The organism is Pseudomonas sp. E1BtOHC1, from assembly GCF_058744285.1.
The window spans coordinates 3,446,644-3,470,211 of record NZ_CP196023.1 but is presented as its reverse complement, the minus strand read 5'-3'; the positions used below and the strand labels follow the sequence as shown (position 1 = coordinate 3,470,211).

Annotated in this window: 22 protein-coding genes; 11 read left to right on the top strand and 11 right to left on the bottom strand. The window is 60.2% G+C overall.

Features of this window, described 5'->3' with window-relative positions:
- Positions 1 to 6 precede the first annotated feature (6 nt).
- The 4 genes from ACSSVC_RS15950 to ACSSVC_RS15935 all read right to left on the bottom strand — a co-directional run bounded on the left by ACSSVC_RS15950 (position 7) and on the right by ACSSVC_RS15935 (position 5,060).
- Positions 7 to 2,841, bottom strand: a complete 2,835-nt coding sequence (locus ACSSVC_RS15950) for a TonB-dependent receptor (protein ID WP_492612523.1) — start codon at positions 2,839 to 2,841, stop codon at positions 7 to 9.
- 97 nt (positions 2,842 to 2,938) lie between these two features.
- A complete protein-coding gene (locus ACSSVC_RS15945; RefSeq protein ID WP_404939307.1) occupies positions 2,939 to 3,904 on the bottom strand; it encodes a FecR domain-containing protein in 966 nt (321 codons plus the stop codon).
- Positions 3,901 to 4,407, bottom strand: a complete 507-nt coding sequence (locus ACSSVC_RS15940; RefSeq protein WP_346636056.1) for a sigma-70 family RNA polymerase sigma factor — start codon at positions 4,405 to 4,407, stop codon at positions 3,901 to 3,903. Before ACSSVC_RS15940 ends, ACSSVC_RS15945 begins: the two co-directional genes overlap by 4 nt.
- Before the next feature lie 212 nt (positions 4,408 to 4,619).
- Complete coding sequence (locus tag ACSSVC_RS15935; protein ID WP_404939305.1) at positions 4,620 to 5,060, bottom strand: Lrp/AsnC family transcriptional regulator; 441 nt, start codon at positions 5,058 to 5,060, stop codon at positions 4,620 to 4,622.
- Positions 5,061 to 5,199: 139 nt separating this feature from the next.
- On the opposite strand from ACSSVC_RS15935, the gene ACSSVC_RS15930 reads away from it, so the two are divergent.
- From ACSSVC_RS15930 to ACSSVC_RS15905, 6 genes are all read left to right on the top strand, one after another.
- A complete protein-coding gene (locus ACSSVC_RS15930) occupies positions 5,200 to 8,247 on the top strand; it encodes an aminotransferase class III-fold pyridoxal phosphate-dependent enzyme (protein WP_492612522.1) in 3,048 nt (1,015 codons plus the stop codon).
- A gap of 190 nt (positions 8,248 to 8,437) precedes the next feature.
- On the top strand, positions 8,438 to 9,226 hold the full coding sequence (locus tag ACSSVC_RS15925) for an ABC transporter substrate-binding protein (RefSeq protein ID WP_492612521.1): 789 nt from the start codon (positions 8,438 to 8,440) through the stop codon (positions 9,224 to 9,226).
- 63 nt (positions 9,227 to 9,289) lie between these two features.
- Positions 9,290 to 9,937 (top strand): amino acid ABC transporter permease, encoded by a 648-nt coding sequence (locus ACSSVC_RS15920; RefSeq protein WP_346636052.1) that lies wholly within the window; start codon positions 9,290 to 9,292, stop codon positions 9,935 to 9,937.
- A 9-nt stretch (positions 9,938 to 9,946) separates the two neighbouring features.
- The gene (locus ACSSVC_RS15915) at positions 9,947 to 10,606 is read left to right on the top strand and encodes an amino acid ABC transporter permease (RefSeq protein ID WP_346636051.1); all 660 of its coding nucleotides are present in this window, start codon (positions 9,947 to 9,949) and stop codon (positions 10,604 to 10,606) included.
- Complete coding sequence (locus tag ACSSVC_RS15910; protein WP_346636050.1) at positions 10,603 to 11,367, top strand: amino acid ABC transporter ATP-binding protein; 765 nt, start codon at positions 10,603 to 10,605, stop codon at positions 11,365 to 11,367. The genes ACSSVC_RS15915 and ACSSVC_RS15910 overlap by 4 nt, the downstream gene beginning before the upstream one ends.
- A 205-nt stretch (positions 11,368 to 11,572) precedes the next feature.
- On the top strand, positions 11,573 to 11,965 hold the full coding sequence (locus tag ACSSVC_RS15905; RefSeq protein ID WP_346636049.1) for a MerR family transcriptional regulator: 393 nt from the start codon (positions 11,573 to 11,575) through the stop codon (positions 11,963 to 11,965).
- On the opposite strand, the gene ACSSVC_RS15900 is transcribed toward ACSSVC_RS15905, so the two are convergent.
- Positions 11,951 to 12,931, bottom strand: coding sequence for an NAD-dependent epimerase/dehydratase family protein (locus ACSSVC_RS15900; RefSeq protein ID WP_404939301.1), 981 nt, complete (start codon positions 12,929 to 12,931; stop codon positions 11,951 to 11,953). The two genes, ACSSVC_RS15905 and ACSSVC_RS15900, sit on opposite strands and share 15 nt — an antisense overlap.
- Positions 12,932 to 13,290: 359 nt before the next feature.
- Between ACSSVC_RS15900 and ACSSVC_RS15895 the strand changes: the two genes are divergently transcribed.
- The 3 genes from ACSSVC_RS15895 to ACSSVC_RS15885 all read left to right on the top strand — a co-directional run bounded on the left by ACSSVC_RS15895 (position 13,291) and on the right by ACSSVC_RS15885 (position 15,386).
- Positions 13,291 to 13,998: a lecithin retinol acyltransferase family protein gene (locus ACSSVC_RS15895; protein ID WP_346636128.1), complete on the top strand. Its 708-nt coding sequence runs from the start codon at positions 13,291 to 13,293 to the stop codon at positions 13,996 to 13,998.
- 190 nt (positions 13,999 to 14,188) lie between these two features.
- Positions 14,189 to 14,848, top strand: coding sequence for a hypothetical protein (locus ACSSVC_RS15890; protein WP_346636047.1), 660 nt, complete (start codon positions 14,189 to 14,191; stop codon positions 14,846 to 14,848).
- Positions 14,849 to 14,957: 109 nt separating this feature from the next.
- Positions 14,958 to 15,386, top strand: coding sequence for a hypothetical protein (locus ACSSVC_RS15885; protein ID WP_446439992.1), 429 nt, complete (start codon positions 14,958 to 14,960; stop codon positions 15,384 to 15,386).
- Positions 15,387 to 15,542: 156 nt separating this feature from the next.
- Here the strand turns inward: ACSSVC_RS15885 and ACSSVC_RS15880 are convergent, their stop codons facing one another.
- Both ACSSVC_RS15880 and ACSSVC_RS15875 read right to left on the bottom strand, forming a co-directional pair.
- Positions 15,543 to 16,229: an HD domain-containing protein gene (locus tag ACSSVC_RS15880; protein ID WP_492612520.1), complete on the bottom strand. Its 687-nt coding sequence runs from the start codon at positions 16,227 to 16,229 to the stop codon at positions 15,543 to 15,545.
- Positions 16,226 to 16,834: a TetR family transcriptional regulator gene (locus ACSSVC_RS15875; protein WP_492612519.1), complete on the bottom strand. Its 609-nt coding sequence runs from the start codon at positions 16,832 to 16,834 to the stop codon at positions 16,226 to 16,228. The genes ACSSVC_RS15880 and ACSSVC_RS15875 overlap by 4 nt, the downstream gene beginning before the upstream one ends.
- Before the next feature lie 105 nt (positions 16,835 to 16,939).
- On the opposite strand from ACSSVC_RS15875, the gene ACSSVC_RS15870 reads away from it, so the two are divergent.
- Positions 16,940 to 18,454, top strand: coding sequence for a 2OG-Fe(II) oxygenase (locus tag ACSSVC_RS15870; protein WP_492612518.1), 1,515 nt, complete (start codon positions 16,940 to 16,942; stop codon positions 18,452 to 18,454).
- A 128-nt stretch (positions 18,455 to 18,582) separates the two neighbouring features.
- Here the strand turns inward: ACSSVC_RS15870 and ACSSVC_RS15865 are convergent, their stop codons facing one another.
- Positions 18,583 to 19,269: a pYEATS domain-containing protein gene (locus ACSSVC_RS15865; RefSeq protein ID WP_446439988.1), complete on the bottom strand. Its 687-nt coding sequence runs from the start codon at positions 19,267 to 19,269 to the stop codon at positions 18,583 to 18,585.
- Between the two features lie 495 nt (positions 19,270 to 19,764).
- Between ACSSVC_RS15865 and ACSSVC_RS15860 the strand changes: the two genes are divergently transcribed.
- Positions 19,765 to 20,301 carry a hypothetical protein gene (locus ACSSVC_RS15860; protein ID WP_492612517.1) on the top strand — a complete coding sequence of 179 codons (537 nt, stop codon included), beginning with the start codon at positions 19,765 to 19,767 and terminating at the stop codon, positions 20,299 to 20,301.
- Positions 20,302 to 21,066: 765 nt separating this feature from the next.
- Here ACSSVC_RS15860 and ACSSVC_RS15855 read toward each other — a convergent pair.
- The 3 genes from ACSSVC_RS15855 to ACSSVC_RS15845 all read right to left on the bottom strand — a co-directional run bounded on the left by ACSSVC_RS15855 (position 21,067) and on the right by ACSSVC_RS15845 (position 23,450).
- Positions 21,067 to 21,474 (bottom strand): hypothetical protein, encoded by a 408-nt coding sequence (locus tag ACSSVC_RS15855; protein WP_161466957.1) that lies wholly within the window; start codon positions 21,472 to 21,474, stop codon positions 21,067 to 21,069.
- Between the two features lie 331 nt (positions 21,475 to 21,805).
- A complete protein-coding gene (locus ACSSVC_RS15850; protein ID WP_492612516.1) occupies positions 21,806 to 22,741 on the bottom strand; it encodes a PoNe immunity protein domain-containing protein in 936 nt (311 codons plus the stop codon).
- Positions 22,742 to 22,901: 160 nt separating this feature from the next.
- Positions 22,902 to 23,450: a cupin domain-containing protein gene (locus ACSSVC_RS15845; RefSeq protein ID WP_015635120.1), complete on the bottom strand. Its 549-nt coding sequence runs from the start codon at positions 23,448 to 23,450 to the stop codon at positions 22,902 to 22,904.
- Between the last annotated feature and the right edge of the window lie 118 nt (positions 23,451 to 23,568).

Below are 23,568 nucleotides of genomic sequence, written 5' to 3'. Positions count from 1 at the left end.
CCCCTCTCAGAACTTCGCCTGCATCCCCACCCGCAGCGTGCGCCCCGGCGCCGGCATGAAGCTCTGCGCCAGCGGGTCCAGGTAGTAGCGATCCGTGAGGTTTTGCAGCGACACATTGAGGCTGGCGTCTTCCTTCAACTTGTAATTGAGGAACAGATCGAACAGCGCCACTTCGCGGTAGTTCAGCTGTGGCGTGGTGGGGCCGGTCTGCCAGGGCTTGTCGGCGGTGACGGTGGGCCCCGAGGTGTAGGTAATGCGCGTGCCCAGGGTCAGGCTCTGGTCGAAGAAGCGCAGGCCGGTGGTCAGGTTGCCGGCAAAGCGCGGCGGGTTCTGGGTGTTGGTGTAGGAGCCCATGAAGCTGCCCGGGGTGCAGTCCGGGGTGGCGGCGGTTTTCTGGTAGGGGTTGCTGGTGGCTCGCAGGGTGGCGGCGAAGGCCGCATCACAGGTTTCAGTCTTCAGGTAGTAGGTGGACGACAGGTCGGCAAACATCCGTCCGGCATCGTAGTGGGTTTGCAGTTCCAGGCCACGGGTGGTGTAGCTGTCGGTATTGCTGAAGCGCATCAAGCCCCACAGGCCCGGGCTCGGATCGTAGTAGCGGGTGATGTAGTTCTTGATGCTGTTGTTGAAGTAGGCGAGCTTGATCGCCGCCGAATCGTCCTCTACGAACAGCCCCTTGTGCAAGGTGCTGGCACCGATCTCCCAGTTGCTCGAACGCTCGGGCTTGAGCCCCTTGCCCGGCGTGGTCTGCTGCACACCGCGACCGGTCTCGAACAGCGAAGGCATGCGAAAACCCTGAGTGTAGGAGGCATAGACGAAGGTGTCTGGCAGCACTTCGAGATTGATCCCGAAGGCCGGAGCAAAGGCACCACCGCGGTTGCTGTCCTTGCCCGAATAGTTGAACCCGGTGACCACCCGCCCCACTTGCGAGTCGCCAACCTCCGTCTCGGTCGCGCCGTATTGGTTATAGGGCGTGCCCTCGAACGGGAAGTTGGTGTTGTTGAAGACAATCGCGTTATTCAAGCGTGGGTCGGTCGCATCGGTGTACAGCCCGTTCTGGTCCGGGAACCACATCAGGTAGCCATAGTCACCCGGCTTTGAGACGGTCACGTACTTGTGTTCTCGCTCCTCTTTGCGCGCAGTCGAATAGGCGACGTGGTCCTTGCTGTGAAAGTGGGTGTAGCGACCGCCGCCCCACAGCGTCAGGCTGTCCACCGGTTTGTATTCCAGCTTGCCGTTGAAGCTGAACTCTTGCCGGGAACCCTCGCGCAAGCTGCGGTTGGCGTTGATGTCGTCCTGGGTGGTGACCACGCCTTTTTGCGGGCGCAGTTCCTCCAGCTGAAACGAGCCGCCCAGGTCCAGTTTCAAGTCGCCGTAGTCGGTGGTAAAGCGCGACGTGTTGGCCAGCCCCCCACCCGTGCGGCGGTTGGCCTGGCGGCTCCAGGAGCGGTCCGTGCGATAGGCCTGGGAGGCCGGTGCCGACCATGCGCTCAGTTGGCTGGTCTGCGCATCGGTCATCCACAGGTCGGCAGTCAGGTCCACCAGCGGGTTGTCCGAGGGCAGGTAGTTGTAGCGCGCGGTGTAGGTGTCGATCTGGGTGTGGCCCAGGGGGTACTGGTAGATGCCACCGGTGCCGAAACGGAAGATGTCCGAGGGCATGATCTCGCCGATGCGCCCGTCATAGCGGCGATAGCCGAGGTCGAAGGTGTGGCCGTCCGCCGGACGCAAGGTGGTCTTGAGCAGCCACGATTCGGTCTTCGACGAGGAGTTGAGCACCTCTTCCCCGGCGTTGTAGGTGGTGGCCACGCTGGTCTCTTCATCACCGTAGCGGTCAAAGGTGCGGTAGCGATCCTGGCCCTTCTTGCCGGCGAAATAGTTGCCCTGGTTGCGATGGGCGTACGCCGCCACCACATCGAAAAACTCATGGGTATAGGCGAACGCGGCGCTGCCGGCCTCCGCGTCCGAGCCGAACAGCCCGCCGCGGCTCTGGTGCGGTTCCGAGTACAGGTCCTCGGTCTTGGAATGGGGGTCGCGACGGGCCGGAGCCACGCCGTTGTTCCAGACATCGCCCTTGAGCCGCAGGCCGACATTCTGACCGTCCTTGAGGATGTCACCGACGCCAAGAGTGCGCATCTTTACTGTGCCGCCGATAGCGCTGGAAGTCAGGCTCGGGCCCTTGTCGATGAGGATGTCGCTGATCATGTCCGGGTCGATGTAGCTGCGTTGCTGGGTGCCGGCATAACCGCGATAGACATCCAGCGCCTGTTGCGAACCGTCCACCGTCACCGCCACCCGGCTCTGGCCCTGGATGCCGCGAATGTTCACATCCAGGCCGCCGCCATTGCGGCTGTCGCCGACCTGCACCCCAGGCTGGCCCTTGAGCACGTCGCCCACCGACACCACGCCGAAGCGCTGCATGTCGTCGGCGGAGATGTACACCGACGAACGCGGCGCCCGGTACACCTCCTCCTCGTCAGGGTTCTCGCCCTTGATCTTCTGCGTCGGCAACGACACCGCATCAGAGCGCAGGCGCAAGGCATAGCCGCCGTCGGCCTGGCGCACGTAGCCCAGGCCGGTGCCCGACAACAATTTGTTCAAGCCCGCTTCGGTATTGAAATCCCCTTGCAGGCCCTGGCTGGTCTTGCCCGCCGTGAGCAGCGCACTGCCCGCCATGCTGATCCCCGCTTCGGCGCCAAAACGCGACAGCACCTGGTCCAGGGGACCGGCGCCGATGCTGTAGTGACGCTCGCCGGCAGCCAGCACCGTCTCGCTGTAGAGCGGTTGCAGGCTGAGCAACAGCAGGCCGAAGGTATGGGTACGCAAGACACGAGCGGGGAAAATCATGCAAGGCTCCTAGGGATCGAAACCCACCTGTGCCGGTGGGTAATACCTGAAGGCCAAGCCAGATCGAAAAAACTATCGCGCGAGTGAAAAAAAATTTTCAGGCCGGCACCACAGTCACCCAATAACGGGTTCTGCGCTCGATGCGCACCGGCAGGGTATTGGCCACCAGGGCCAGGGCGGCATCGGTGTCGTCCAGTTGAAAACTGCCGGTCACCCGTAAAGCGGCAACAGCTTCGCTGCAACGTAAAAAACCCGGGCGATAGCGCGCCAACTCAGCCAGCAACTGATCCAGGCGCATGCGCTCGGCGGGCAGGATGCCGCGCATCCAGGCCTGGGCCAGAAACACATCGATGGCACTGGGCCGCCCTGCTCCCCGGCCATCGACTCGGGTTTGCCAGCCAGCCTGCAATGGCAGCGGGGTCGACTGCTGCCGGGCACTGACCTGCACCAGCCCGCGCAGCACGGTCACCTGAGTGCCCTGGCGATCATGGCGCACCAGCAAATGGGCGCCGCGGCTGTACAACAGCGCATCCGGCGTTTGCAGTTGCAGGGAGGCCGATCCGGCCGGGGTATCCAGCGCCAACTCGCCCTCGATCAACTGCACGCTGCGCTGCCCCGCACTCAAGTCCAGGTTCACCGCACTGGCGGTGTTCAGCCACAACGACCCGCCGTCCGCCAGGGCCCAACGTCGCCGTTCACCGATACCGGTGCGATAACGGGCCAAGGCTGAACGCACCAGGGTGGAGTCCGCCCCCTGCCAGGAAATGCCGCCCAGCAGTCCCAGCGCCAACAGGCACTTGAGCACTTGCCGCCGCCGTTGTGGATCGGCACCCGCCGACTGCAAGGCCCGGCGCGCCGTGGCATCGGCCAGCAGATGAGCCCCCGGCTGCAACATCAGCGGCAAACGGCTGACCCGCTGCCAGGCGTACTCATGCTCGGCACTGGCCTCGCGCCACTGCTGCAAGGCCTGGTGGTCCGCAGCACTCATCAGCCCGGACTGCATCTGCACCAGCCAATCGATGGCGCTGTCCCGCACCCGGGGATCGACCGCCGCGCCGCTCATTCAAACAGGCTCGCATAGCAGACGCTGAACGCCCTGCCCATGTCCCGCTGCACCTGGGCCACGGTCAAGCCCAACTGCACGGCGATCTGCGCATAGGTCAAGCCATCGAGCTGGGACAGAAAGAAAATCTGCCGCACCCGCGACGACAAGCCCACCAGCAGCGAATCCAACTGCAGCAGGGTCTCGATCATCAGATGCCGCTCCTCCGGCGAAGGCTCCTCCCCCATCGGCCGCGCCGCCAACGCCTCCAGATAGGCCCGCTCGATGGCCTGACGGCGCCAGCGATTGATCAGCAAGCCATTGGCGATGGTGGCCAGAAACGCCATGGGCTGGCGCAGCTCACGCACATCCTCCTGGGAGCGCAACACGCGGATAAAGGTGTCGTGAGCCAGGTCCTCGGCATCGGCGCTGTGCCCCAAGCGCCGATGCAACCAGCCGCGCAGCCAGCCGTGATGGTTCGCATACAACTGGGCGACAGGCGAGGAAAGGCTGTGGTTGTGCATGGGAGATTCGCATTAATGATAATGCTTCTCATTTTATGGTTTGCGAATGGGAGTTGTACAGCGCGGCACGTTGCGATTGCCGTAAAGGGCCAGGCCCGACTCCACAGATCAGGCCACTGGGATCAGGCGCCAAGCGTGCATTGCAGAGCGTTTGAGGGCTTGTCCGGCATTTCCCGCAGGCAAGCTCCATCAAGTCTTGCCGCCGCGGCGGATCAGGATGTCTGTCGATCGATATCGCGACGAAGAACCACAGCCGTGGTGATGTCCTCGACGGATTCGTGACTGGCTACGGCATCCCGGACTCGGTTCAGATCATCAATGGTGCGTGATTCAGTCTCAATCACCAGGTCGAGCTGGCCACTGACAGAGGAGATGCGGCGCACCTGCGAGTGCTGGGCCAGAAGGTCCAGCAGGCTGATGGCCGGCGTGCGTTTCAGGCACACCAGAAACATGGCGCGAATCACATTGGCGTCGATTTCGCCGATATCCGCACGATAGCCTCTGATCACCCCATTGCGTTCAAGGTTGAGGACGCGCTCGCTGGTGGCACTTCTGGACAGTCCGATTCTCGCGGCCAGGGCCTTCAGGGCAATCCGCGCCTCTTTAGACAGAATGTCCAGTATTTCGCGATCTTTCGCGTCCAGGTCGCGCATTGAAACTCCTCAAATTGACTGCCGAGTTTGTGCCGGTCGATTCCGACAATATGCAGGCCAAAGCCGACCGCATACCTACTGCCCTCGAAGATTTCGCATGCCAAGCTAACTGAAAAAAATAACTTGGAAAACCATTACCATGACCGACCTTTGCCACCCCGCCCCGCAGTTCTCGCCACGCGATGCCGAACACTTGGCTGAGCAGCTTTTCAATGTCATCGCTACGGCTTCGCCTCTGGACGGCGAGCGAGACTGCAACTTCCGGTTGAACACAGCAAGCGATGCGGGATGGATTCTGAAAGTCGTCAACTCCAGCGAACCGCCCATTGAAAGCGCGCTGCAGACCGCCATCCTCAGCCATCTGGCCCATCACAGCCCCGAGCTTGGCGTGCCGCAGTTGAAGAAAAGCCTGACCGGCGACTGGCTCGCCTCGGCAATGGCGCCCTCTGGCGAAACCCACGCGGTGCGCCTGGTGAGCTGGTTGCACGGTACTCCGCTGGCCGAAGTCCAGCGCACGTTCGAACTCATGCGCAGCCTGGGTCAATCATTCGCCGACATGGATCATGCACTTCAGGGCTTCATGCATCCCGGCGCGGTCCGCGATCTGGAGTGGGATCTGCGACACGCCGCACGTTCCCGAGCCCGCCTGCATTTCGTCAAAGACCCCGACAGACGTGCCATTCTGGAGCGCTTCATCGATGATTTCGAAACCCGGGTCGAACCCAGGCTTGCGCGCTTGCGCACCCAGGTCATTCACAACGACGGCAATGACTGGAACATCCTCGTCGACCCGCAGAACCACCAGCAGGTCTCGGGCATCATCGATTTTGGCGATGCCGTGCACACGGTGCTGATTGCCGAAGTCGCCATCACTTGCGCCTACGCCATTCTCGACATGCAAGACCCCATCGGCGCGGCCGCCGCTCTCACCGGCGGCTTCCATGAGCGCTACCCACTGCAGCCGCAAGAGCTGGACGTGCTGTTCAATCTGATCGCCATGCGCCTGGTCATCAGCGTCACCTTGTCGGCCTCGCGCCACGAGCAGACCCAGGACAATCCCTACCTGGCCATCAGCGAAGCCCCGGCCTGGCGCCTGCTGGAAAAGATGGATCGCATGAACCCGCGCCTGGCGACGGCGATCCTGCGCAAAGCCTGTGGTTTTGACGCGATAGAAGGTGCCGGGGCCATTCGCCGCTGGGTGGATGAAAACCGCCAGTCCTTTGCGGATATCGTGCATCCATCGGCGGCGACCCTGAACAAGGCCATTGTGCCGTTCGCCGATGCTGCCCATGAAATGACCATCGCCTCAGCCGAGCAGCGCCCGGCAGAGGCCACCCGGTGGTGGAATGATTTCTCTGCTGAACATCAGGTGCCGCTGGGCATCGGGCCATGGGGCGAAGCCAGGACCATCTACACCGACAGCGCCTTTGAATCTCGATTCATTGAAGGAGAGCGTCGGATCATGCACCTGGGTGTCGACTTGATCATGCCGGCCGGAACGCCTCTGTACACACCGCTTGCCGGTGTGGTGCAGAGCGTCGAGGTCGAGCCTGAACCACTGGGCTATGGCGGTTTGATCATGCTCAAGCACTCGCCGGCAGGCTGTCCGCCCTTTCTGACCCTGTGGGGGCACATGGCCCACGAAGCGCTGACCCGCCTCAAGCCCGGGGACCGTCTTGAGGCCGGCGCGCTGGTGGGTCACATGGGCGCGGATACGGAAAATGGTGGCTGGCTGCCCCATGTGCATTTCCAGATGTCCACCGACACCCAGTTGCAAGCGAGCGAGTTCATCGGCGTCGGTGAGCGCGCCTATCTTGAGGTGTGGGCCGACCTGTTCCCGGATGCATCGACGCTGGCCGGAATCCCCGCGGAAACCTACCACCAGGAAGGACGAACCAAAGCGCAGATCGTGGCCAAGCGTAAGGAAATGCTGCTTCCCAACTTGTCGATTTCCTACTCGGACCCGATCAAGTTCGTACGCGGTGATGGGGTCTGGTTGATCGACAACTTTGGCCGCGCCTATCTCGACTGCTTCAACAACGTCTGCCATCTCGGCCACTCCCATCCCGATGTGGTGCAAGCCCTTTCGCGCCAGGCTTCACGCCTGAACACCAATACCCGTTACCTGCACGACAACATCGTGGAGTACGCCGAGCGACTCACCGCAACCTTGCCCGAAGGCCTGGCGGTCGCCTCCTTTGGCTGTTCAGGCAGCGAAGCCAACAGCCTGATGCTGCGCATGGCACGCAATCACACCGGGCGCAACGATGCCATCGTGCTGGATTGGGCTTATCACGGCACGACCCAGGAGCTGATTGACCTCAGCCCCTACAAGTACAAGCGCAAGGCCGGCAAGGGGCGTGCAGCGCATGTATTCGAGGCGGCCGTGCCGGATGCCTACCGCGCAGCGGATGACTGGCCATTCGAAGAGCTGGGCAAGCGTTTCGCGCAAAGTGTCGCCGAGCAGATCGACAGCATGCGCAAGCAGGGCCGAGCCCCGGCGTTCTTTTTGGCGGAGTCCATTCCCAGTGTCGCCGGGCAACTGTTCTTTCCGGAAAACTACTTGCAGGAAGTCTATGCAATGGTTCGTGCCGAAGGCGGTCTGTGCCTGGCCGATGAAGTCCAGGTCGGCTTTGGCCGAGTGGGCAGCCACTGGTGGGCCTTTGAAACCCAGGGCGTGGTGCCCGATGCCGTGTCCATGGGCAAACCCATTGGCAACGGCCATCCCATGTCGGCGGTGGTGACCACACGCGAGATGGCCGACAGCTTCAACAACGGCATGGAGTACTTCAATACCTTCGCCGGCAGCCCGGTTTCATGTGCCGTGGGGCTCAGCGTTCTCGATGTGATTGAGCGCGACAACCTGAAACTCAACGCGTTGACGGTGGGCAACTATCTGCTCGAAGGCTTTCGCAAGCTGCAGCAGCGATACGCGGCCATTGGCGATGTACGCGGACTGGGGCTGTTCCTCGGGATCGAACTGGTCACTGATCGCAAGAGCAAATCTCCGGCCACGCAACTGGCCAAAAAGGTCGCCGATGGTGCCCGGGAGCGCGGCGTTCTGATCGGCACCGAAGGCCCCTATGACAACGTTCTGAAAATGCGCCCATCGATGATTTTCAGTCACAAGAACGCCGACTTCCTGCTTGAGGTGCTGGACGAAAGCTTCCAGGCTGCCCTGCGCTAGAGCGTCCGGATCGGCGCGCGAGTGACAGCCTGCGCGCCCGGCCGACATAGTGTCGGCCAACTCCGGCAATGTGTCCGGCTGGCGGACACCTTGCCTGGTGCTTTCCAGAACGGCCTATGCAAAGCTTTTCCCGAGGCCTGGGTGAAGAGCCCAAAAACAATAATTAATAATTCTTCAAAGGTGCCATCCAATGCTAACCAGAACGCTCAAGGGTCTGCTTGCTGCATCCACCGTCGCGGCCGCGGCGCTCCTCTGTCCTACAGCCGTTCAGGCAGATGACTTGCAGTCGATCCAGGAGTCCAAAGAGATTCGCATCGCCATGAGCGGTCAATACTCGCCCTTCAGCTTTGCCAACGAGCAGAACCAGATCGTCGGATTCGACGCCTCCATCAGCGAAGCCCTGGCCCAACGGCTCGGGGTGAAAGTGAGCATTGTCACCACGCCCTTCGACGGGATCATTGCCGGGCTCCTGGCCAAGAAATATGACGCCATCATCGCCTCGATGACCATTACCCCGGAGCGCCTGAAGGCCGTGGATTTCGTTGGCCCCTATTACCACGCCGGCCGCACCATCGTGGTGAAAGAGGACTCGCCGATCAACAGCCTGGATGACCTGAAGGATGTGACGGTGGGCGTTACCCTTGGCGATGCCCACGACAAATGGGCCAGGGCGCGCGGCAACCTGAAGGTGAAGACCTACAAAGGCCTTCCCGAAATGCTGGTCGACCTGGAGGCCGGGCGCCTCAACGCGCTGGTGATGGACAGCGTTCCGGTGCTGGTCGCCGTCAAGGAAACCGGGCAGAAAGTTCGCATCATCACGCCACCCGACAGTGACGGCGGCGTTGAAGGCATGGGCATTGCGCTGCGCAAGCACAACCCTGAACTCAAGGCTGCAATGCAGAAGGCGCTGGACGACATGCTCGCCGACGGCAGCTACGAAAAGATCTCGATGCAGTGGATCGGCAAAGACATTCGCTGACTCAGCTGCAGCCTGGCTCGACCTGTCGTCGGGCCAGTCAATCCGACTTTTCCGAGCCTGCCCATGGATCTGACACTTATACAGCGCACCCTGCCGTTCTTTCTGGAGGCGGCCTGGATCACGGTGCAAGTTTCGCTACTGGCACTGGTGCTGGGTTTGCTGGTGGCAATCGTGCTGGTTGCTGCCCGACTGTCCGGCTTTTTCCTGCTTCGATGCCTGGCCAGGGTCTACGTCAGCGTTTTTCGCGGCACGCCCTGCCTGGTCCAACTCTTCCTCATCTACTTTGGCGGCCCGCAAATCGGCCTTGAGCTGGAACCGTTTTCCGCTGGGGTCCTGGGCCTGGGCCTGAACATCGCGGCCTACATGGCCGAATCCATTCGTGGTGCGATCAGCAACGTCGATCCCGGTCAGGTCGAAGCCGCACGTTCAATCGGTTTCGGCAAGGGCCAGACCCTATGGCTGATCACACTTCCGCAAACCGCGAAGCTGATGATCAGGCCTCTGGGCGTCAATGCGGTCGCGCTGATCAAAGGCTCGGCCCTGGTTTCGACCATCTCCGTGGTTGAACTTTCCTACACGGCGCAGCGCTTTATCAGCTCCACGTACAAGCCGTTCGAGATATTCATGGTGTCGGCCATTTTGTACATCGCCATGGTCTACACGGTCAGGCTGATGGTTGACCACCTCGATAAACGCTTCGCGGCAAAGTGAGACGCCTCAATGCCAAGCCTTGACCTGAGTATCGTGACACCCTATTCCGAGCTGCTGGCGACCGGGCTCTGGTGGACCATCGTCTTGTTTCTCTGCTCCAGTGTATTGAGCCTGATTGCCGGAATAGCCTTTGCCCTGATCGTTCTCTACACCCCCAAACTGGTATCCCTGCCCATACGTTTCATGACCTGGCTGCTGATGGGTACGCCACTGCTGCTGCAGCTGTACGTGATCTATTACGGCCTGGTGCAAGTGGGGATTGATATCCCGGCACTGATGGCCGGCATCATCGGCCTCAGCCTGCACTTCGCCGTCTACAACGCCGACGTTATTCGTGCCGGGGTGATGTCGGTCGACCCCGGGCAGATTGAAGGTGCGCGCTCCATTGGCCTGAGCCGCAGTCAGACCCAGCGCTACGTGATTGTGCCGCAAGCACTGCGCAGCACTCTGGCGCCGCTGGGCAACAACCTGATTGTCCTGTTAAAGGACACATCCCTGGTGTCCATCATCGGTATTGCCGAGCTGGTCTACAGCGCCCAGCGCGCTGTGAGCGAGACCTATAGCCCGTTCGAATTCTATTTGGCCGTCGCGGTGATTTATTACGCGGTCAATCTTGTTCTGGAAGCCGGCCTGCACCTTCTTGAAAATAAGGTAGAGATGTCACGATGACCACAGAAAAGCTCATGGTTGAAGTCAAGGGTGCGCGCAAGGCTTATGGCGCACTTGAAGTGCTCAAAGGCATCGATCTGTCTGTCTCGCGCGGACAGATCATCGCCATCATCGGCCCCAGTGGTTCGGGCAAAAGCACCCTGCTGCGCTCAATCAATCACTTGGAAGTGCTGAACGAGGGTGAAGTCTGGCTAGAAGGCGAACACGTCAACCGGCCCTTGAAAGGTCGCGCATTCGAACAGCACATCAATAGCGTGCGCCAGCAGATGGGCATGGTGTTCCAGCACTTCAATCTGTTCCCGCACTTGACCGTGCATGAAAACATCGCCCTCGGACCGATCAAGCTCAAAGGGTTGAGCAAAACAGCGGCTCGCGAACTGGCCATGGAGTACTTGGCCAAGGTGGGCCTGGCCAACAAGTTCGACGAGTACCCTTCTCGCCTGTCCGGCGGACAGAAGCAGCGCGTGGCCATTGCCAGGGCCCTGGCGATGCGCCCCAAGGTCATGCTGTTTGATGAGGCCACCTCGGCGCTGGACCCGGAGCTGGTGGAAGAGGTCAACCAGGTCATGAAACAACTGGCCGCCGAGCACATGACCATGTTGATCGTCACTCACGAAATGCGCTTTGCCGGTGAAGTGGCCGACCGGATCATCTTCATGGACGGCGGGGTGGTGGTCGAGGAAGGAGCGCCGCAAGAGATCCTGCAAAACCCGACTCACGAACGAACCCGATCATTCTTGAAAAAGCACCTGCACGCCTAGATGAGTTGCGCTCGCCCCCTGTCGAAGGTTGTTTTGCGTCAGGGGAGCTGTGTTTTCCGAGCACTTGCCGACCTCTCTGTTCGTGGCCCGCGGATGCTGGCACTAGCGGGTGATGGTGCCTTCACGGCAAACAGATCCAGCCAAGCGTCATCGAACCACAGTCAGTAAACTGCGGGCCGGAACTGGATGAGCGAGAGAGCGTTGTATGTACATAGGTGAACTTGCCACGTTGTCGGGATGCACGCCCAAAGCCCTGCGTCTGTATGAGCAACTGGGCCTGCTGACCCCGCAGCGCCGTGGCAGTTATCGGCTGTACAGCCCCCATCACTTGACGCTGGTGCAGATGATCCGCAGCGCCCAGGCGGTGGGGTTCAAACTGGCAGAGATGAGCGAGTTGCTGGCCGCCAAGCACCATCAGGCCCCCTTCCCCCTGGCACTGGCCAATCAGGGTATCGAGGCCAAGCGCCTGGAGTTGCAAGCGCAGATCCAGGCCTTGCAGAGCCAGGAGCAGCAACTGACGCAGTTGCAACAACAGATCAACCAGCAGTTCGCCCCCGCAGCAGTGCCGAGTGCTGCGCCAGAATCAGCGCAGCAATAGATGGGCAAATGCCTCCCTGAGGGCGTCATGGGGTGAGCGCGGCTGGTAGCCCAACTCGTTGATGGCCTTATCGATGCAGTAACGCTGGCGCACCCCATAAAACATCCGCACCTGGCTCAGCAGCAACTCCGCGGGCTGACCGGTGTAGCGCGCCCGCTGTTCTTGCAGCCAGGCGATCAGCAACAACAAACCCTTGGGCGCGCGGCGCGGTAGCCGATATTCGGGGCAAAGCGTGTTGAGCGCTGCGATGACCTCGGCCAACGATGAAGACTGTTGATTGGCCAGTAGGTAGCGCTGGCCCGGGCGACCCTGCTCCGCCGCGCGGATCAAGCCATCGGCCACGTCACGCACATCGACAAAGTTGAAATGAAAATTCGGGTCCAGCACCAGCTTGCGCCCCAGCACCGCCGCCAGAAATCCCATCGTGTCCGTCAGCCGCGTGGCATGAGGGCCGATGATCGCCGAGGGCAATACCGCCACCGTCGGCAGGCCATAGGCCTGGGCCATGTCCCAGGCGGCGCGCTCAGAGAGAATTTTCGACCGGTAGTACGGGTTTTGCTGATCGCTGTTCCAGCTGTTTTCATCCAGGCGCTGACCGTTGTGCCCAACCGCTGCCACGGAGCTGACATAGACCACACGCCGGACCCCGGCCTCGGCCGCAGCGCGCAGCACATTACGCGTACCTTGCACGTTGGCCTCGACGATCTCGGCGTAGGGATTCCTCGCCCAGTGCTTGAACACGGCCGCCACCTGATACAGCACCTCTACCCCTTGCAGGGCCTGACGCAGAGAGTCAGGGTCTTGCAGCTCGGCGCGTACCTTCTGGCAGTCGAGGCCGTTCAGGGCGGAGCTTCGGTCCGGGTCACGCACCCCGGCGCGCACCTGTTGCCCGCGAGCCAGCAGCGCCCGCACCAGGGTGTTGCCCAGATGCCCATTGGCACCGGTGACCATCGATACTCTACTCATGGATTGCCTTATCCGCTGACGGCGGAAGCTGAAACAGACAAGACAGGATGCGGGTTGTCCCAAGGGACAGAGTCAAGCACTGATCTCAGACACCGTTGTAGACGAGGACACAGCCCCTTCCCTGCCTGCCTATTCGGCGCACGACACGGTGCCGCGCCCCGATAGCGGCATTTTGATAGCAATGTCCTTGTGCCGTTGTTTATGATGCAACCCATGCTCGGGGCGACAATATTGGCTATACGCCCATGAGCCACTGGAAATGCCTGCATGAAGACTGCGACACGGATCAAGCCCCTCGATATCACCGGAACGCTTGCGAATGCCGCCTCCAAAAGCACATCACTGGAGCCTTGTTGGACATGTACCCCACTGGAACTCATCTGATTGTCGGCCGAGGTCTCTATACCCATCACGGGATTTTTGTCGGCAGGAATCGCGTGATCCACTACTCAGGCATGGGTTCGGGGCTTCATAAGGGATGCATCGAGTCGACCTCCCTTGCAGACTTCCTGCAAGGCAAGAACGCCAGGATCAAGACTTACCGGAAAGTCTATTTCAGGGGGCCCGATATCTGCCGTCGGGCCCGATCCAGACTGGGTGAGGATCAATACAATCTTGTGTTCAACAATTGCGAGCACTTTGCCAACTGGTGCGCCACCGATCGACACACCAGCGAACAAGTCAGAGTCGCCAAACAGCGTCTGGGCGCACTTGCCAACAGCCTGCTGATGCACCACGCAGCCAGACAAACGGCAGAGCAAACCACCAAGGTCTTGCTCACCCAAGGTGGCGCCGCCGCTGCACGCAACATGCTGGCCAGAAAGGCCGCCAGCACCACCGCGAGCCAAGTAGCGCAGTCATTGACCAGCCAAGCCCTGGCCAAGGGTGCCGTCAGTACCGCATCTGGTCTGGCCGCCGCTGGCGGTACCTCCAGCTTGACCGCTGCAGGTCTTGGCGCCCTGGGGTTCGCTGGAGGAACAGCCCTGGCCCCCGCACTAGCGACCGCAGCAGTGGCCGCAGGCGCGGCGTATCTGGTGGGCAGCCTCTGGGATTGGCTTACGGATTGATCGTGGCTGGTCGGATGCTCATCAACGCCTCGATAAAATGCGCCGTGCCCTGCTCTTTTCCTATGGTTGGTACTCAGAAAAAATCAGCAAGAAACCCGAAAAACGCAGCACCAACGCCTGCTAAACTCCCGTCCCCGAACCCACTTGAAGGTGACCACAGCTTCCGGTCGCCCATTGAAAGGACTCTCCCATGAACAAGCTGACCTACAGCCTTTTTGCCTCAACACTGGCACTGTCCGTTGACGTTGCCCATGCCGCCTCCGTGGCCGAAGTCTTCACCGGCGACATGCTGGGCACCAATCAGCGTTACTTTGAATCCGTCGCCGGAATCCCTCGGGAGTCCTTCGGCGATGAACACAAGTTCAAAGTCCAGGGTTGCGACATCACCGCCACGGTAGAGGGCGGCAAAGTCAGCAAACTGCGCATGGAACTGACGCCCAAATGCCAGGCCGACCTGACCCAGTTCGTCGGCACCTACGCCCCGGCGCCAGGCAAACCTCTCACCGTCGGCGCCTTTACCGAGTCGTCCGGTGGCGGCCTGAGCTACAGCGCCAGTTGCCTGAGCATGTGCGGCAATGCCGCCGACCCTTCGGTCTATGCCCACTGGGAAGGCCCCCATGCCGTGGATTTCAAGGAAGTGCTGCTGGAGGTGGTGCTGGTCTCCGATGCCGCGCTCAACGCCGCCGACCAGTGGGAATCGCAGATGCGCAAAGCAGAAGGCGAAGACTACGTGATGGAAACACGCTTCAACTGCGACCGGAAATACGACGCCGCCGCGCAGAAGGCCTTTGACAAAGTGCAGGTCAGCGCGGTCACCATCGGCACCGGGCTCAAAGCGTCCGGTTGCTGACATTCAGCCCAAGAAGCCACACAGCAGCCGGGAGTGGACAACGACCGGCTGCGACGCTGCTGCCTCCACTTTCCACCCAACGCCCCCAGAGAACGCCCAAGGGAGGGAGATGAAACCCTTGTCCTCCCATGCAGGCACGCGCCGGCCATGGTACGTAAAGCTGCTCTGGATACCGCTGCTGTTTGGGCTGGTCACGCATTGGGACTTTGCGTTGCCAAGGGTGAATGTGCACTACTCCCAAGCCGGCCGGGATGAGCTCAGGTACATCTGGAATGTCCAGGATCGGATTGATAAAGGAGCAATGCTGCCCGGAGGCGGCGCAACCGGTCATGGCGCGCTCTTCCCGGACGATGAGTTCTTCATGGAGTTTTCCTGGTGGAGCAAGAACACCGGGCGTAATCACTGCATCAGCATCACCCCGCAATGGCCCAACACCCATATCTACCTGAACGCCGACGGCGACATCGACAGGCGAGAAAAGAGCGCAACCGATGGGCACCGGTTGGCGGAGTGTCGATGGGATCGGGCCAAGCCTTAGGTCGAGATCACGGGCGCAGCGGCAGCCTGTGTGACCTGTAACCATGGTTTTTGGGCCGGCGATGCCCCGTCATCTGTTTACGGTGACGGCTTGAACTGCAGAATGGCAAGGCACGTGCGAAGGCGAAATACTCGCCCCTCCACTGGGGTCCGTTCCTCAGCCGAGGCGGTCGATGGCGCTTGCAAGATTGACGCGGGCTTGCTGTTCGAATGCATCGAAGTACGGTGCGGTCGTATAGATGCGCCCGCGTGCCAGGAAGCCCTCCAGGACCTGGCGCCGCTTTCGGCGGTACACAAACAGAGGCACATATCGGTACTCGCGACGGACTTGGCGGTCGTACTCCTCAAACCGCGCGGCCGATGCCCCAAGGATCGCCAGATCCGTGTCCACCAACACGGCCTCGTCTGCCGACGCTGGAGCGCCGTCGTGTCGCGTCACCATGATCAGGCCGTAAAGCCTGCGTCGGATTTCATCGCCCAGGCCGCTATCGCGTGCCACGTCGTCCAGCCATTGCGCACTGCGCAGCTCGTTGTCGCTGCGAAGTGGGTCGTATATGGCGTCATGAAACCAAAGTGCGAGATCGACTTCAGCGGGAGCGTGGCAGGCTGCGTTGATGAGTCGGCGCACCTGGAGGCATTCCTGCAAATGCTGGCAGTTGTGGTACGCACGGTGCGGCTCGCGGTAGCGTCGAAGGAGCTCTTCGTAAGTTTCTCGCGCCGGGCATCCGACGCCAAGCTCCGCCCAGAGGCGAGCCCAGGCGGCGAAATCCACACCGTCAGGCACCTCGGGGGCGCTGTGCGCGCCGACCGGGAAGAGGCTGCTCCCTTCTGGCGTTCCCCTCATCGCTCCTCCTCCCCATCAATGTAACGCTCGACCCAGGCGATCAACGTCGGTGCGGCGAAGGCCGTCGGCAGCAGTGGCCGCGCCGTGGTGGACAGCGTGAACGCCCCCTGGATAAAGCATGTAATGCCCGCCACCAGCGCGTCGAGCCCTCGGGCGCGGCGTCCGCGTTCGGCGAATCGCTGCCGGAGCAGGCCCTTGAGGAGCTTCATCTGCGCCGCTAGCACAGCCTGATAGACCTCGCGCACGTCTGGGTCGTGGGCCGACTGCTCGCCGATCATCACCCATGCCGCCACCGCATCGGGCTGCGCGTCCGCACCATAGGCAAGGTGTGCGGCAATGTAGGCCTGAAGCCTTTGCTCCGCCGTCTGGGCCGCAGCGGCCCGGGACTCGTAGCGCTGATGGGCGTAGCCGGCCAGTGAGTCGACCAGTGCCACCAAAATCTCGCGCTTGTCCTTGAAGTGGTAGTGCACAAGGCCAGGCGCTAGCTCCGCATGCCGGGCGATGGCCGCTATGGTTGCGCCTGCGTAGCCGGCCTTGGCCATGACGGCCTGGAGTGCCGCCACGATCTGGCCGCGTCTTTCATCAGTGTTCGAGCGCCGTGCCATGTCACCTTTCCAATGTTGGTTGCGCGACCAGCTTAGCATTGACATCGACCCCGTCGCACCCTAGCTTTGCAAATATTGGTTATCAGACCAACTTTGGAGATCACGATGAATTCCTTCGCTGAAAAACTGGTGGCCGGGGCGACTGCTCCGTCGGCCTCGGTCGAACTACCGCTGGGTGACCGGGTGCGGTGTGTCCTGGTCCACGAGTTCCTTGCGGCCAGCGAATGCGAGGCATTGATAGAAGCCACGGAGCAGTGCGGGTTCGCCAGCGCAGGGTCGGACTACCCGTCCTCCTACCGCGATAATGACCGGATCGTGGCAGACGACCCAGCTCTGGCCGGGCGACTATTCGAACGTTTGAAGCACTGCGCCTTGCGGATGCCGAGGCTCGGGACGGTGATCGATGAGGACGGCTGGCATCTGGTCGGCATCAATGAGCGGCTGCGCTTCTGCCGCTACCGGCCCGGCACCCAGTTCCGCGCCCATCAGGATGGTGTACACCATCGCCAGCGCCAACAGTCACGCCTGACCTTCATGATTTATCTTAACGACGATGCATTCAGCGGCGGAGAGACGCTGTTCTTCGAGGGACGGTCCGCAGCCATGTCGAACCGGGATTCCACGCTCAGGCTGCGCCCCCGAAAGGGCAGCCTGATCGTATTCGATCACACCCTCTGGCACGCCGGCGCCTTAGTGGACGCTGGCCAAAAATACGTCATGCGCAGTGACCTGATGTACGAGCCACAGCAATCCTTGCACGTCGACGGCCCCTTCCAGCCGGGCCACCGCGGTTACGTATGGGCGCTTGCCGACCTTGGCGACAGGGGCTTGGCAAGCGCCGGGCGTGACGCAACCATCCGGCTGTGGGATCGCGAGGGCCGGTGCCTGGGCCAGCTTGACGGACATACACAATCCATTCTGGGTCTGGTGGACGTGGCGCCTGGCGAGCTTGTTTCTCACTCGCGGGATCGAACAGTCCGGCATTGGTCCTTGGCGACCGGAAAATCCACGTTGGTCGGCACATCGGACTCGGCCGTCCTGTCCTCGGCAAGGTTAGGCGCTGACCGCCTCGTGACCGGGGCTGCTGACGGTTGCCTGACAGTCTGGAACCTGACGACAGGTGCCACGGACAAGCGTCGGGCCCACGCCTGCTGGGTCTGGGCGATCGCGCCTACGGCCAACGGTGGTTTCGCCACCGCATCGGAGGACGGAACCGTCAGGCTGTGGCACCCCGAGGAGCGGGACTGCGTACAAGTGCTCGATCTGGGCCGCCCCCTGAGAACGCTGGCGAGCTGGATCGACGCCGATGGCAGCGTCACCTTGGCCGCTGGTGATCTCGACGGCGCGGTGCACCTGCTAGCGACCGAACCGATGCTCGCGCTCCTGGATTGCCTTGCCGCTCATGACGGGCCTGTGCGGCGCGTGCGCTTCAAGGCGCGACACATGCTGCTGACCTGCGGCGAGGACGGATTCGTCAAGCGCTGGAACCTGCCCTCACGGCAGGGGGCGATCATCGGCTCACACGACAACTTTGCAACCGATGTGCTCCCCACCCGCGCCGGTGGCTGGATCAGCTGTGGGTATGACGGCCGGATATTGGTGCATGGCGACAAGGGCTAGGGTTCAGGTGGGCACCGTCGCCGACTCCGTGTCTACCTATTGGCCGGGGCCGCTTTCGGCTGTGGACTCAACGTATAGGTTGCCACTTGCTCTGGTGCATTAATGTACAAATGCTGAGGGCGAGTGTTCTAGATGCGTGGGCCGTCGGGGCGCAAATCAATGAAGCGGTTAAGCTTCAGAGGTTGGTCGCTACCGCGAAAGTAGACGTCGGCCTCGACAATTGAAGTTCCATTGGCCAAGTCCTTCATCTTGAATCTTGACGCGCGGTCGCGAGTCTCTCTTGTTCTGAGCGCTTCAGGCCAAGTGTTTTCGAGGCGGTAAACTACCCTGTCCACGTGCTCCATGACGACGTCTGGCGCCATAACAACCACCTCAAACTGGTAATACGCTCGACCGTCGCCACCGTACAAACGTGTTCCTGTCTCCGAAAAGAAGCTCGTGTGCAGCAGGGCGATGTTTTCCAGCGTTACATTCTGCTCCTCGCTGGGCACAGGAATCTTCCGCGCTTGCTCGGGAAGACTCTGGATCTCAAGAAAGCTTCCAATTTTTAAGCCGGCCCCTCCCTTGATTCGCTCGGCTATCTCTAAGAAAAGTCTTTCGACGTACGGCTGGAATAGAACCATTACTACAAGGACGATAATCGGCCATATGAGGCTTGTAATAATGCTGACAACTGGCACGGTCATTCGCTCAGGTGGAACCAGGAAGAGCGCGTGTACAAACAAAACTCCACATAGTGCAATGATCGCAGCCTTACGCTGCCGAGCCCTTGCCTTCAACTTGCCCTTATCTTCCGGCGAACGTGTGCTATCCATGTGTTGATCCTCCTGTATTACCCCCGAAAGCGTGCTACTGCCGTGCAGCGTTCAATTGGCCGTGAACAAAAAACGGCAGAGTCCGTCTGCAACTAAAATCAGGTTAGGTGAGGAAGTGGATGAGCGGATTTTTTTTATGGAACGTGCGTGCGCCACATCTGTATGACATCTCCCGGAACTGAAGGCCCGGTGGGCAAAGAGACACGCTCAAAGTTAAAAACGGCCAATAGCGGACGTTTAGAGTAGAGAAATAAATCTGTCCGTGTTTCTTGTGGCGACCACTACAGTTCAGCTTTCATGTAGAAACGCGGGTTTCGATTTTTACTTGGGCTCTTCACACCGCCTGGGCCGGAAGCAGACAGCTGTAGAGATGGGATTCGATAGCCGAGTTAAAGGGCCACCCTGCCTTTCTGCGCCTTTGGTCAACAGGTCGCTGGTATGATCCGCGTCCGGAGCCGCCTGCTGGAGGCGGTGTGTTTGAGCACAGGAAGTCCCATGAAAAGAATGCTGTTCGGTGTGTGTCTGCTTTCACTGGCCGGTTGTGTCAGCTCGCCCGATACCTCCTTCACCCAGGCCACCCCAGGTTGCAAAGCGGCCACCTCTGAGGTCAATGGGAAACCGGTCACCACGCAGTTCTGCATCAAGACCATCGCCTTCAAACCCTCACAATACCGAGTCACTGTTAACGATCAGGTGCTGTTCACCGGTACTGACTTCCAACCCGTCGCCTTTACCAAAACCATTAAGGAAGGTCCGGCCAAGGGCACATGCAACGAGCTGATCGAATTGCAGGGCTCCGACTCGACAACAGTGCCATTGAACGAGTTGCCCACCGAATTGGTGGCAGGCTGCCGAATTACGGCAGACGCGGCCGGCAACTCCCAAGCCTTCAGCAAAGACGACGCCTGCGACAAGGCGTTCTACAAGTCGCTGGCGCCGTTGCTGGGCAAGGTGATGCCGGTTGAAGTGGCCCGCCAATGCAGCGTGACGGTAGGCGAGCAGACCGTGTTTGACCAACGTTTCAACTTTTAGAAAAAGGCACTGGAGCAGAGGGGCAGATTGACTTTCTCTGCTCTAGCCGATAGCAATCGGCACAAAACAGCGTTAACCGTCGAACAATCGCTAAGAAATCTGATCACCTATCACTACGATAGATACTCCGAACGTTACGCTAGATAGCCGGGTAAGCTCAGCCAATGCCCGCAAAGGGGCAGGCAAGTCGTAAAGTCTTAATGGATTCAGTGGACGGTATTGCAGCTCATATCCGTTCAAGGCTTGGTGTGCATCGCGATGAACGTCCGACCAGTCATATGCAAACAATCCACGTTTGGCAAAGGCAACGAAAGCGTTTGCGCTAGACATGGAGGTGACCAGACTTACATCGGACACCTCCGGCAATGAACAGACCCATTCTTCGGAGTGCTCGACGGAGGGAATTGCGGAGTCAGGAATCGGCCCCGGACCAGCCGTAGTGAAAAGCGCAACCTGCCCGATGGCATCAGTGGCGATCCATCCAACATCAAAGCCCTGAAGATCGTGGGGAGTAACCATTGGCACCTACTTAGAAAAAAGAGGCTAGTTGATTTTTAAACCCTAGTTTCCCAGATCTGAGTGTGTAAAAGCGCGTCGACGAATTGCCAAGTCGGGAAGAAATGCGACGATATTATCTCCCCGCTCCAAATGTCCGATCCTGGCCGATTGCGGCCTGTCACGAACGGTAGAAATCGGCCAAATGCAATCATTGAGTATCAAGAGGCGATTCAGTAGAACCGCGGCCTGTAGATCCTTTTGCGTTCTTCAGTTCAATGCAGTGGCCTTTTTTTCAACTAGCCCAGCTCCCACTACCAGCATTTCAGGCAAGCTTTTTCTATCTTCGTCTGATGCAGCGCCGATATGAACATCACCTTTCCACAGCTCCCCAGCTACAACTCTAAGATCTAGGTCTGTCTGAGTGCTTCTTAAATCCTCGTGCCCAACGTAGTGCCAGCGTTTTTTTTGAATAGGTGCTTTTGATGTGTAAAGCAGGAGATCAAATCTGTCAGGTAACTCGTCCGGAAGTCTTTGTTCAGTAGAAAAAAATTTATATATTCCAAGCAAAATGGTGTCTTTGTATCGCTCTGATACATACAAAACCTTGGCTGGCTTAAATCCTCCTTCTACAGGGATCAATACGATGTCACCAGCTATCGTTTTCTTGAGTTTCACAGTCCGAGTCTCTTCAAAGTTTCATTAAATAACTGATCGGTACCGGTTAGCGACGGCCCGTCTTCGGCCGTCGCTATGCATGGTCAAACCTCAGTCTGCTTCGCCCTCTCCAGGGCGTCATCGGTCTCAATACCCAGATATCGAACGGTGCTCTCCAGCGTCGAATGGCCGAGCAGCAGTTGAACCGCCCGCAGGCTCTTTGTCCTGCGATTTGAAGCCTTACTCGGATGGCCGAGATTTCTCTCAGGATGCCATTGAGTCGATAGCAGCCCCTTCTGCACTCGACCAGAAACTAGCGTTGGAAAACGCTACAACGAATGGCAGCCCACCCCTACCCCTGCGCCACCCAATACCAAACCGCTCCCCCCTCAAACGCCGGCATCACTTCCCCCTGCGCAAAGTAGCGCCGCGACTCCGGCTCCGCCGGGGTAAACCAATAACCGGCCTTACTACAGGTCTCCCCCGCCACCACCGGCGCTACACGTTTCGGGTGGCTCGGCCGGAGGTTCCTCGCATAGGCCACCAGATCCTTGGGATAGACCCTATGCTCGACCCCGCTGTCATCAAGGCCATACAGAAAGGCGATGGCTGCCGCCTCGAACGCCCAATACCCGCAATAGCTGCCCTCGTCCCCTTGCAGGTGGCTGTCGTGCCAGGGTGCCTGTTCGAACTCGGGGTACCAGTCGTCACAGTACTGCTGCAGAAGGTCGCTGGCTTCGGCCGGGTCGTCGGCGTAGATGGCCTGTATCAGCGGTGTGTAGACATCGTGGTACCAACGGTCCACGTCATATCGATCGGGCAGCAGTTTGCACAGCAGGTCCTCGTAGAGGGTGTCGTCCCCGGCGTAGCCCGCCGGGTCGATCAGGGCCACGAAGCGTTGGAGCAGGTCGCTGCGGTGCAGCAGGATGCACAGGCTGAACACCTGGACGCACTCTTGGTACTGGTCGAGCCAATCGTCGATCGCCAAGGGGGTGATGTTCGGAATCTGGTTGTATTCGGCCAGTTGTTTTTGCAGGTGTTCGTAACTGTCCACCAGGGTTTCCAGCAGGGGAATCAGCAGGTCGATGCTGTGGCCGGCGGTGTAGCGGATGAGGATTTCCTTGAAGATCCACTTCTGGAAATGCCGGGCCCTGAGGGACTTTTCCTGTGCTTCGGAGTCGGACTCAAAGGTGTGTTCGGCAAAGAATTCCACGCTGTGCTGGTAGTTGCTGAAGAAGTTCTCCAGGCGTGCGGCGCTGAGGAATGCTTGTCGTCTGTCCTTGATCATTTGTCGTCCTTGTTTGCCCGACGCCCGCTCCAGACCCTGTCCGCAAGCGTGGTTACGGCAGTCTCCGGGGCGTGGGCCGGTCTAAAAAACAAAGCCCGCGACACAAGGCGCAGGCTGGATAGGGTTGCAACAGGTCGAGCCGGATCAGTCACCCAGCCACTTAGAAGTTCGCCGGGGTGTTGGCGCTGATGATTTCCGCCTCATCCTGGCCAATGTTGCGAAAGCTGTGGGGCAAGGTGGTGGGGAAGTAATAGCCATCCCCCGGGTTGAGCACGCTGACTTGACCGTCCACGGTCAATTCCACGGTGCCGCGGGTTACCAGGCCGCACTCTTCGCCTTCGCTGTGCACGATGGCTTCTTCGCCGGAGCTGGCGCCGGGGGCGTACTGCTCGCGCAGAAAGCGCATCTGCCGGTTGGCCACCGGGGCGCCGATCATCAACAGGCGCAGGCCGTCGCGGCCCAGGTCCGGCTGTTCGTTGGCGCGGAACACGTATTGGTGCTCCCGGGGTGGCTGGTCGAAGGTGAAGAAGTCGGCCAGGGACATGGGGATGCCTTCCAGCAGCTTTTTCAGGGAGCTGACGGAGGGGCTGACGCGGTTCTGTTCGATCAGGGAAATGGTGGCATTGGTGACGCCGCTACGCCGGGCCAGCTCGCGCTGGGAGAGTTTGTAGCTTTCGCGAACGAGTTTGAGTCGGGTGCCCGTGTCCATAACAGCCTTATGTGAGAGGAACTTAAGGGTATTTTTGCGGCGGTTGGGTCGCGAACTTCGCGATTTGGCTGCCCCTGGAGCCTGAAAAGGCGGCTATTTAAACATGTTTGACAGGCAA

Excerpts from the sequence above, each read along its gene's own strand:
- ACSSVC_RS15880 (WP_492612520.1), bottom strand. The coding sequence starts at position 16,229 with ATGAGGGGAACGCCAGAAGGGAGCAGCCTCTTCCCGGTCGGCGCGCAC.
- ACSSVC_RS15950 (WP_492612523.1), bottom strand. The coding sequence starts at position 2,841 with ATGATTTTCCCCGCTCGTGTCTTGCGTACCCATACCTTCGGCCTGCTG.
- ACSSVC_RS15885 (WP_446439992.1), top strand. The coding sequence starts at position 14,958 with ATGAAACCCTTGTCCTCCCATGCAGGCACGCGCCGGCCATGGTACGTA.
- ACSSVC_RS15925 (WP_492612521.1), top strand. The coding sequence starts at position 8,438 with ATGCTAACCAGAACGCTCAAGGGTCTGCTTGCTGCATCCACCGTCGCG.
- ACSSVC_RS15870 (WP_492612518.1), top strand. The coding sequence starts at position 16,940 with ATGAATTCCTTCGCTGAAAAACTGGTGGCCGGGGCGACTGCTCCGTCG.
- ACSSVC_RS15930 (WP_492612522.1), top strand. The coding sequence starts at position 5,200 with ATGACCGACCTTTGCCACCCCGCCCCGCAGTTCTCGCCACGCGATGCC.
- ACSSVC_RS15910 (WP_346636050.1), top strand. The coding sequence starts at position 10,603 with ATGACCACAGAAAAGCTCATGGTTGAAGTCAAGGGTGCGCGCAAGGCT.
- ACSSVC_RS15915 (WP_346636051.1), top strand. The coding sequence starts at position 9,947 with ATGCCAAGCCTTGACCTGAGTATCGTGACACCCTATTCCGAGCTGCTG.
- ACSSVC_RS15865 (WP_446439988.1), bottom strand. The coding sequence starts at position 19,269 with ATGGATAGCACACGTTCGCCGGAAGATAAGGGCAAGTTGAAGGCAAGG.
- ACSSVC_RS15920 (WP_346636052.1), top strand. The coding sequence starts at position 9,290 with ATGGATCTGACACTTATACAGCGCACCCTGCCGTTCTTTCTGGAGGCG.
- ACSSVC_RS15875 (WP_492612519.1), bottom strand. The coding sequence starts at position 16,834 with ATGGCACGGCGCTCGAACACTGATGAAAGACGCGGCCAGATCGTGGCG.
- ACSSVC_RS15850 (WP_492612516.1), bottom strand. The coding sequence starts at position 22,741 with ATGATCAAGGACAGACGACAAGCATTCCTCAGCGCCGCACGCCTGGAG.
- ACSSVC_RS15890 (WP_346636047.1), top strand. The coding sequence starts at position 14,189 with ATGAACAAGCTGACCTACAGCCTTTTTGCCTCAACACTGGCACTGTCC.
- ACSSVC_RS15895 (WP_346636128.1), top strand. The coding sequence starts at position 13,291 with ATGTACCCCACTGGAACTCATCTGATTGTCGGCCGAGGTCTCTATACC.
- ACSSVC_RS15860 (WP_492612517.1), top strand. The coding sequence starts at position 19,765 with ATGAAAAGAATGCTGTTCGGTGTGTGTCTGCTTTCACTGGCCGGTTGT.
- ACSSVC_RS15900 (WP_404939301.1), bottom strand. The coding sequence starts at position 12,931 with ATGAGTAGAGTATCGATGGTCACCGGTGCCAATGGGCATCTGGGCAAC.
- ACSSVC_RS15940 (WP_346636056.1), bottom strand. The coding sequence starts at position 4,407 with ATGCACAACCACAGCCTTTCCTCGCCTGTCGCCCAGTTGTATGCGAAC.
- ACSSVC_RS15845 (WP_015635120.1), bottom strand. The coding sequence starts at position 23,450 with ATGGACACGGGCACCCGACTCAAACTCGTTCGCGAAAGCTACAAACTC.
- ACSSVC_RS15905 (WP_346636049.1), top strand. The coding sequence starts at position 11,573 with ATGTACATAGGTGAACTTGCCACGTTGTCGGGATGCACGCCCAAAGCC.
- ACSSVC_RS15945 (WP_404939307.1), bottom strand. The coding sequence starts at position 3,904 with ATGAGCGGCGCGGCGGTCGATCCCCGGGTGCGGGACAGCGCCATCGAT.
- ACSSVC_RS15935 (WP_404939305.1), bottom strand. The coding sequence starts at position 5,060 with ATGCGCGACCTGGACGCGAAAGATCGCGAAATACTGGACATTCTGTCT.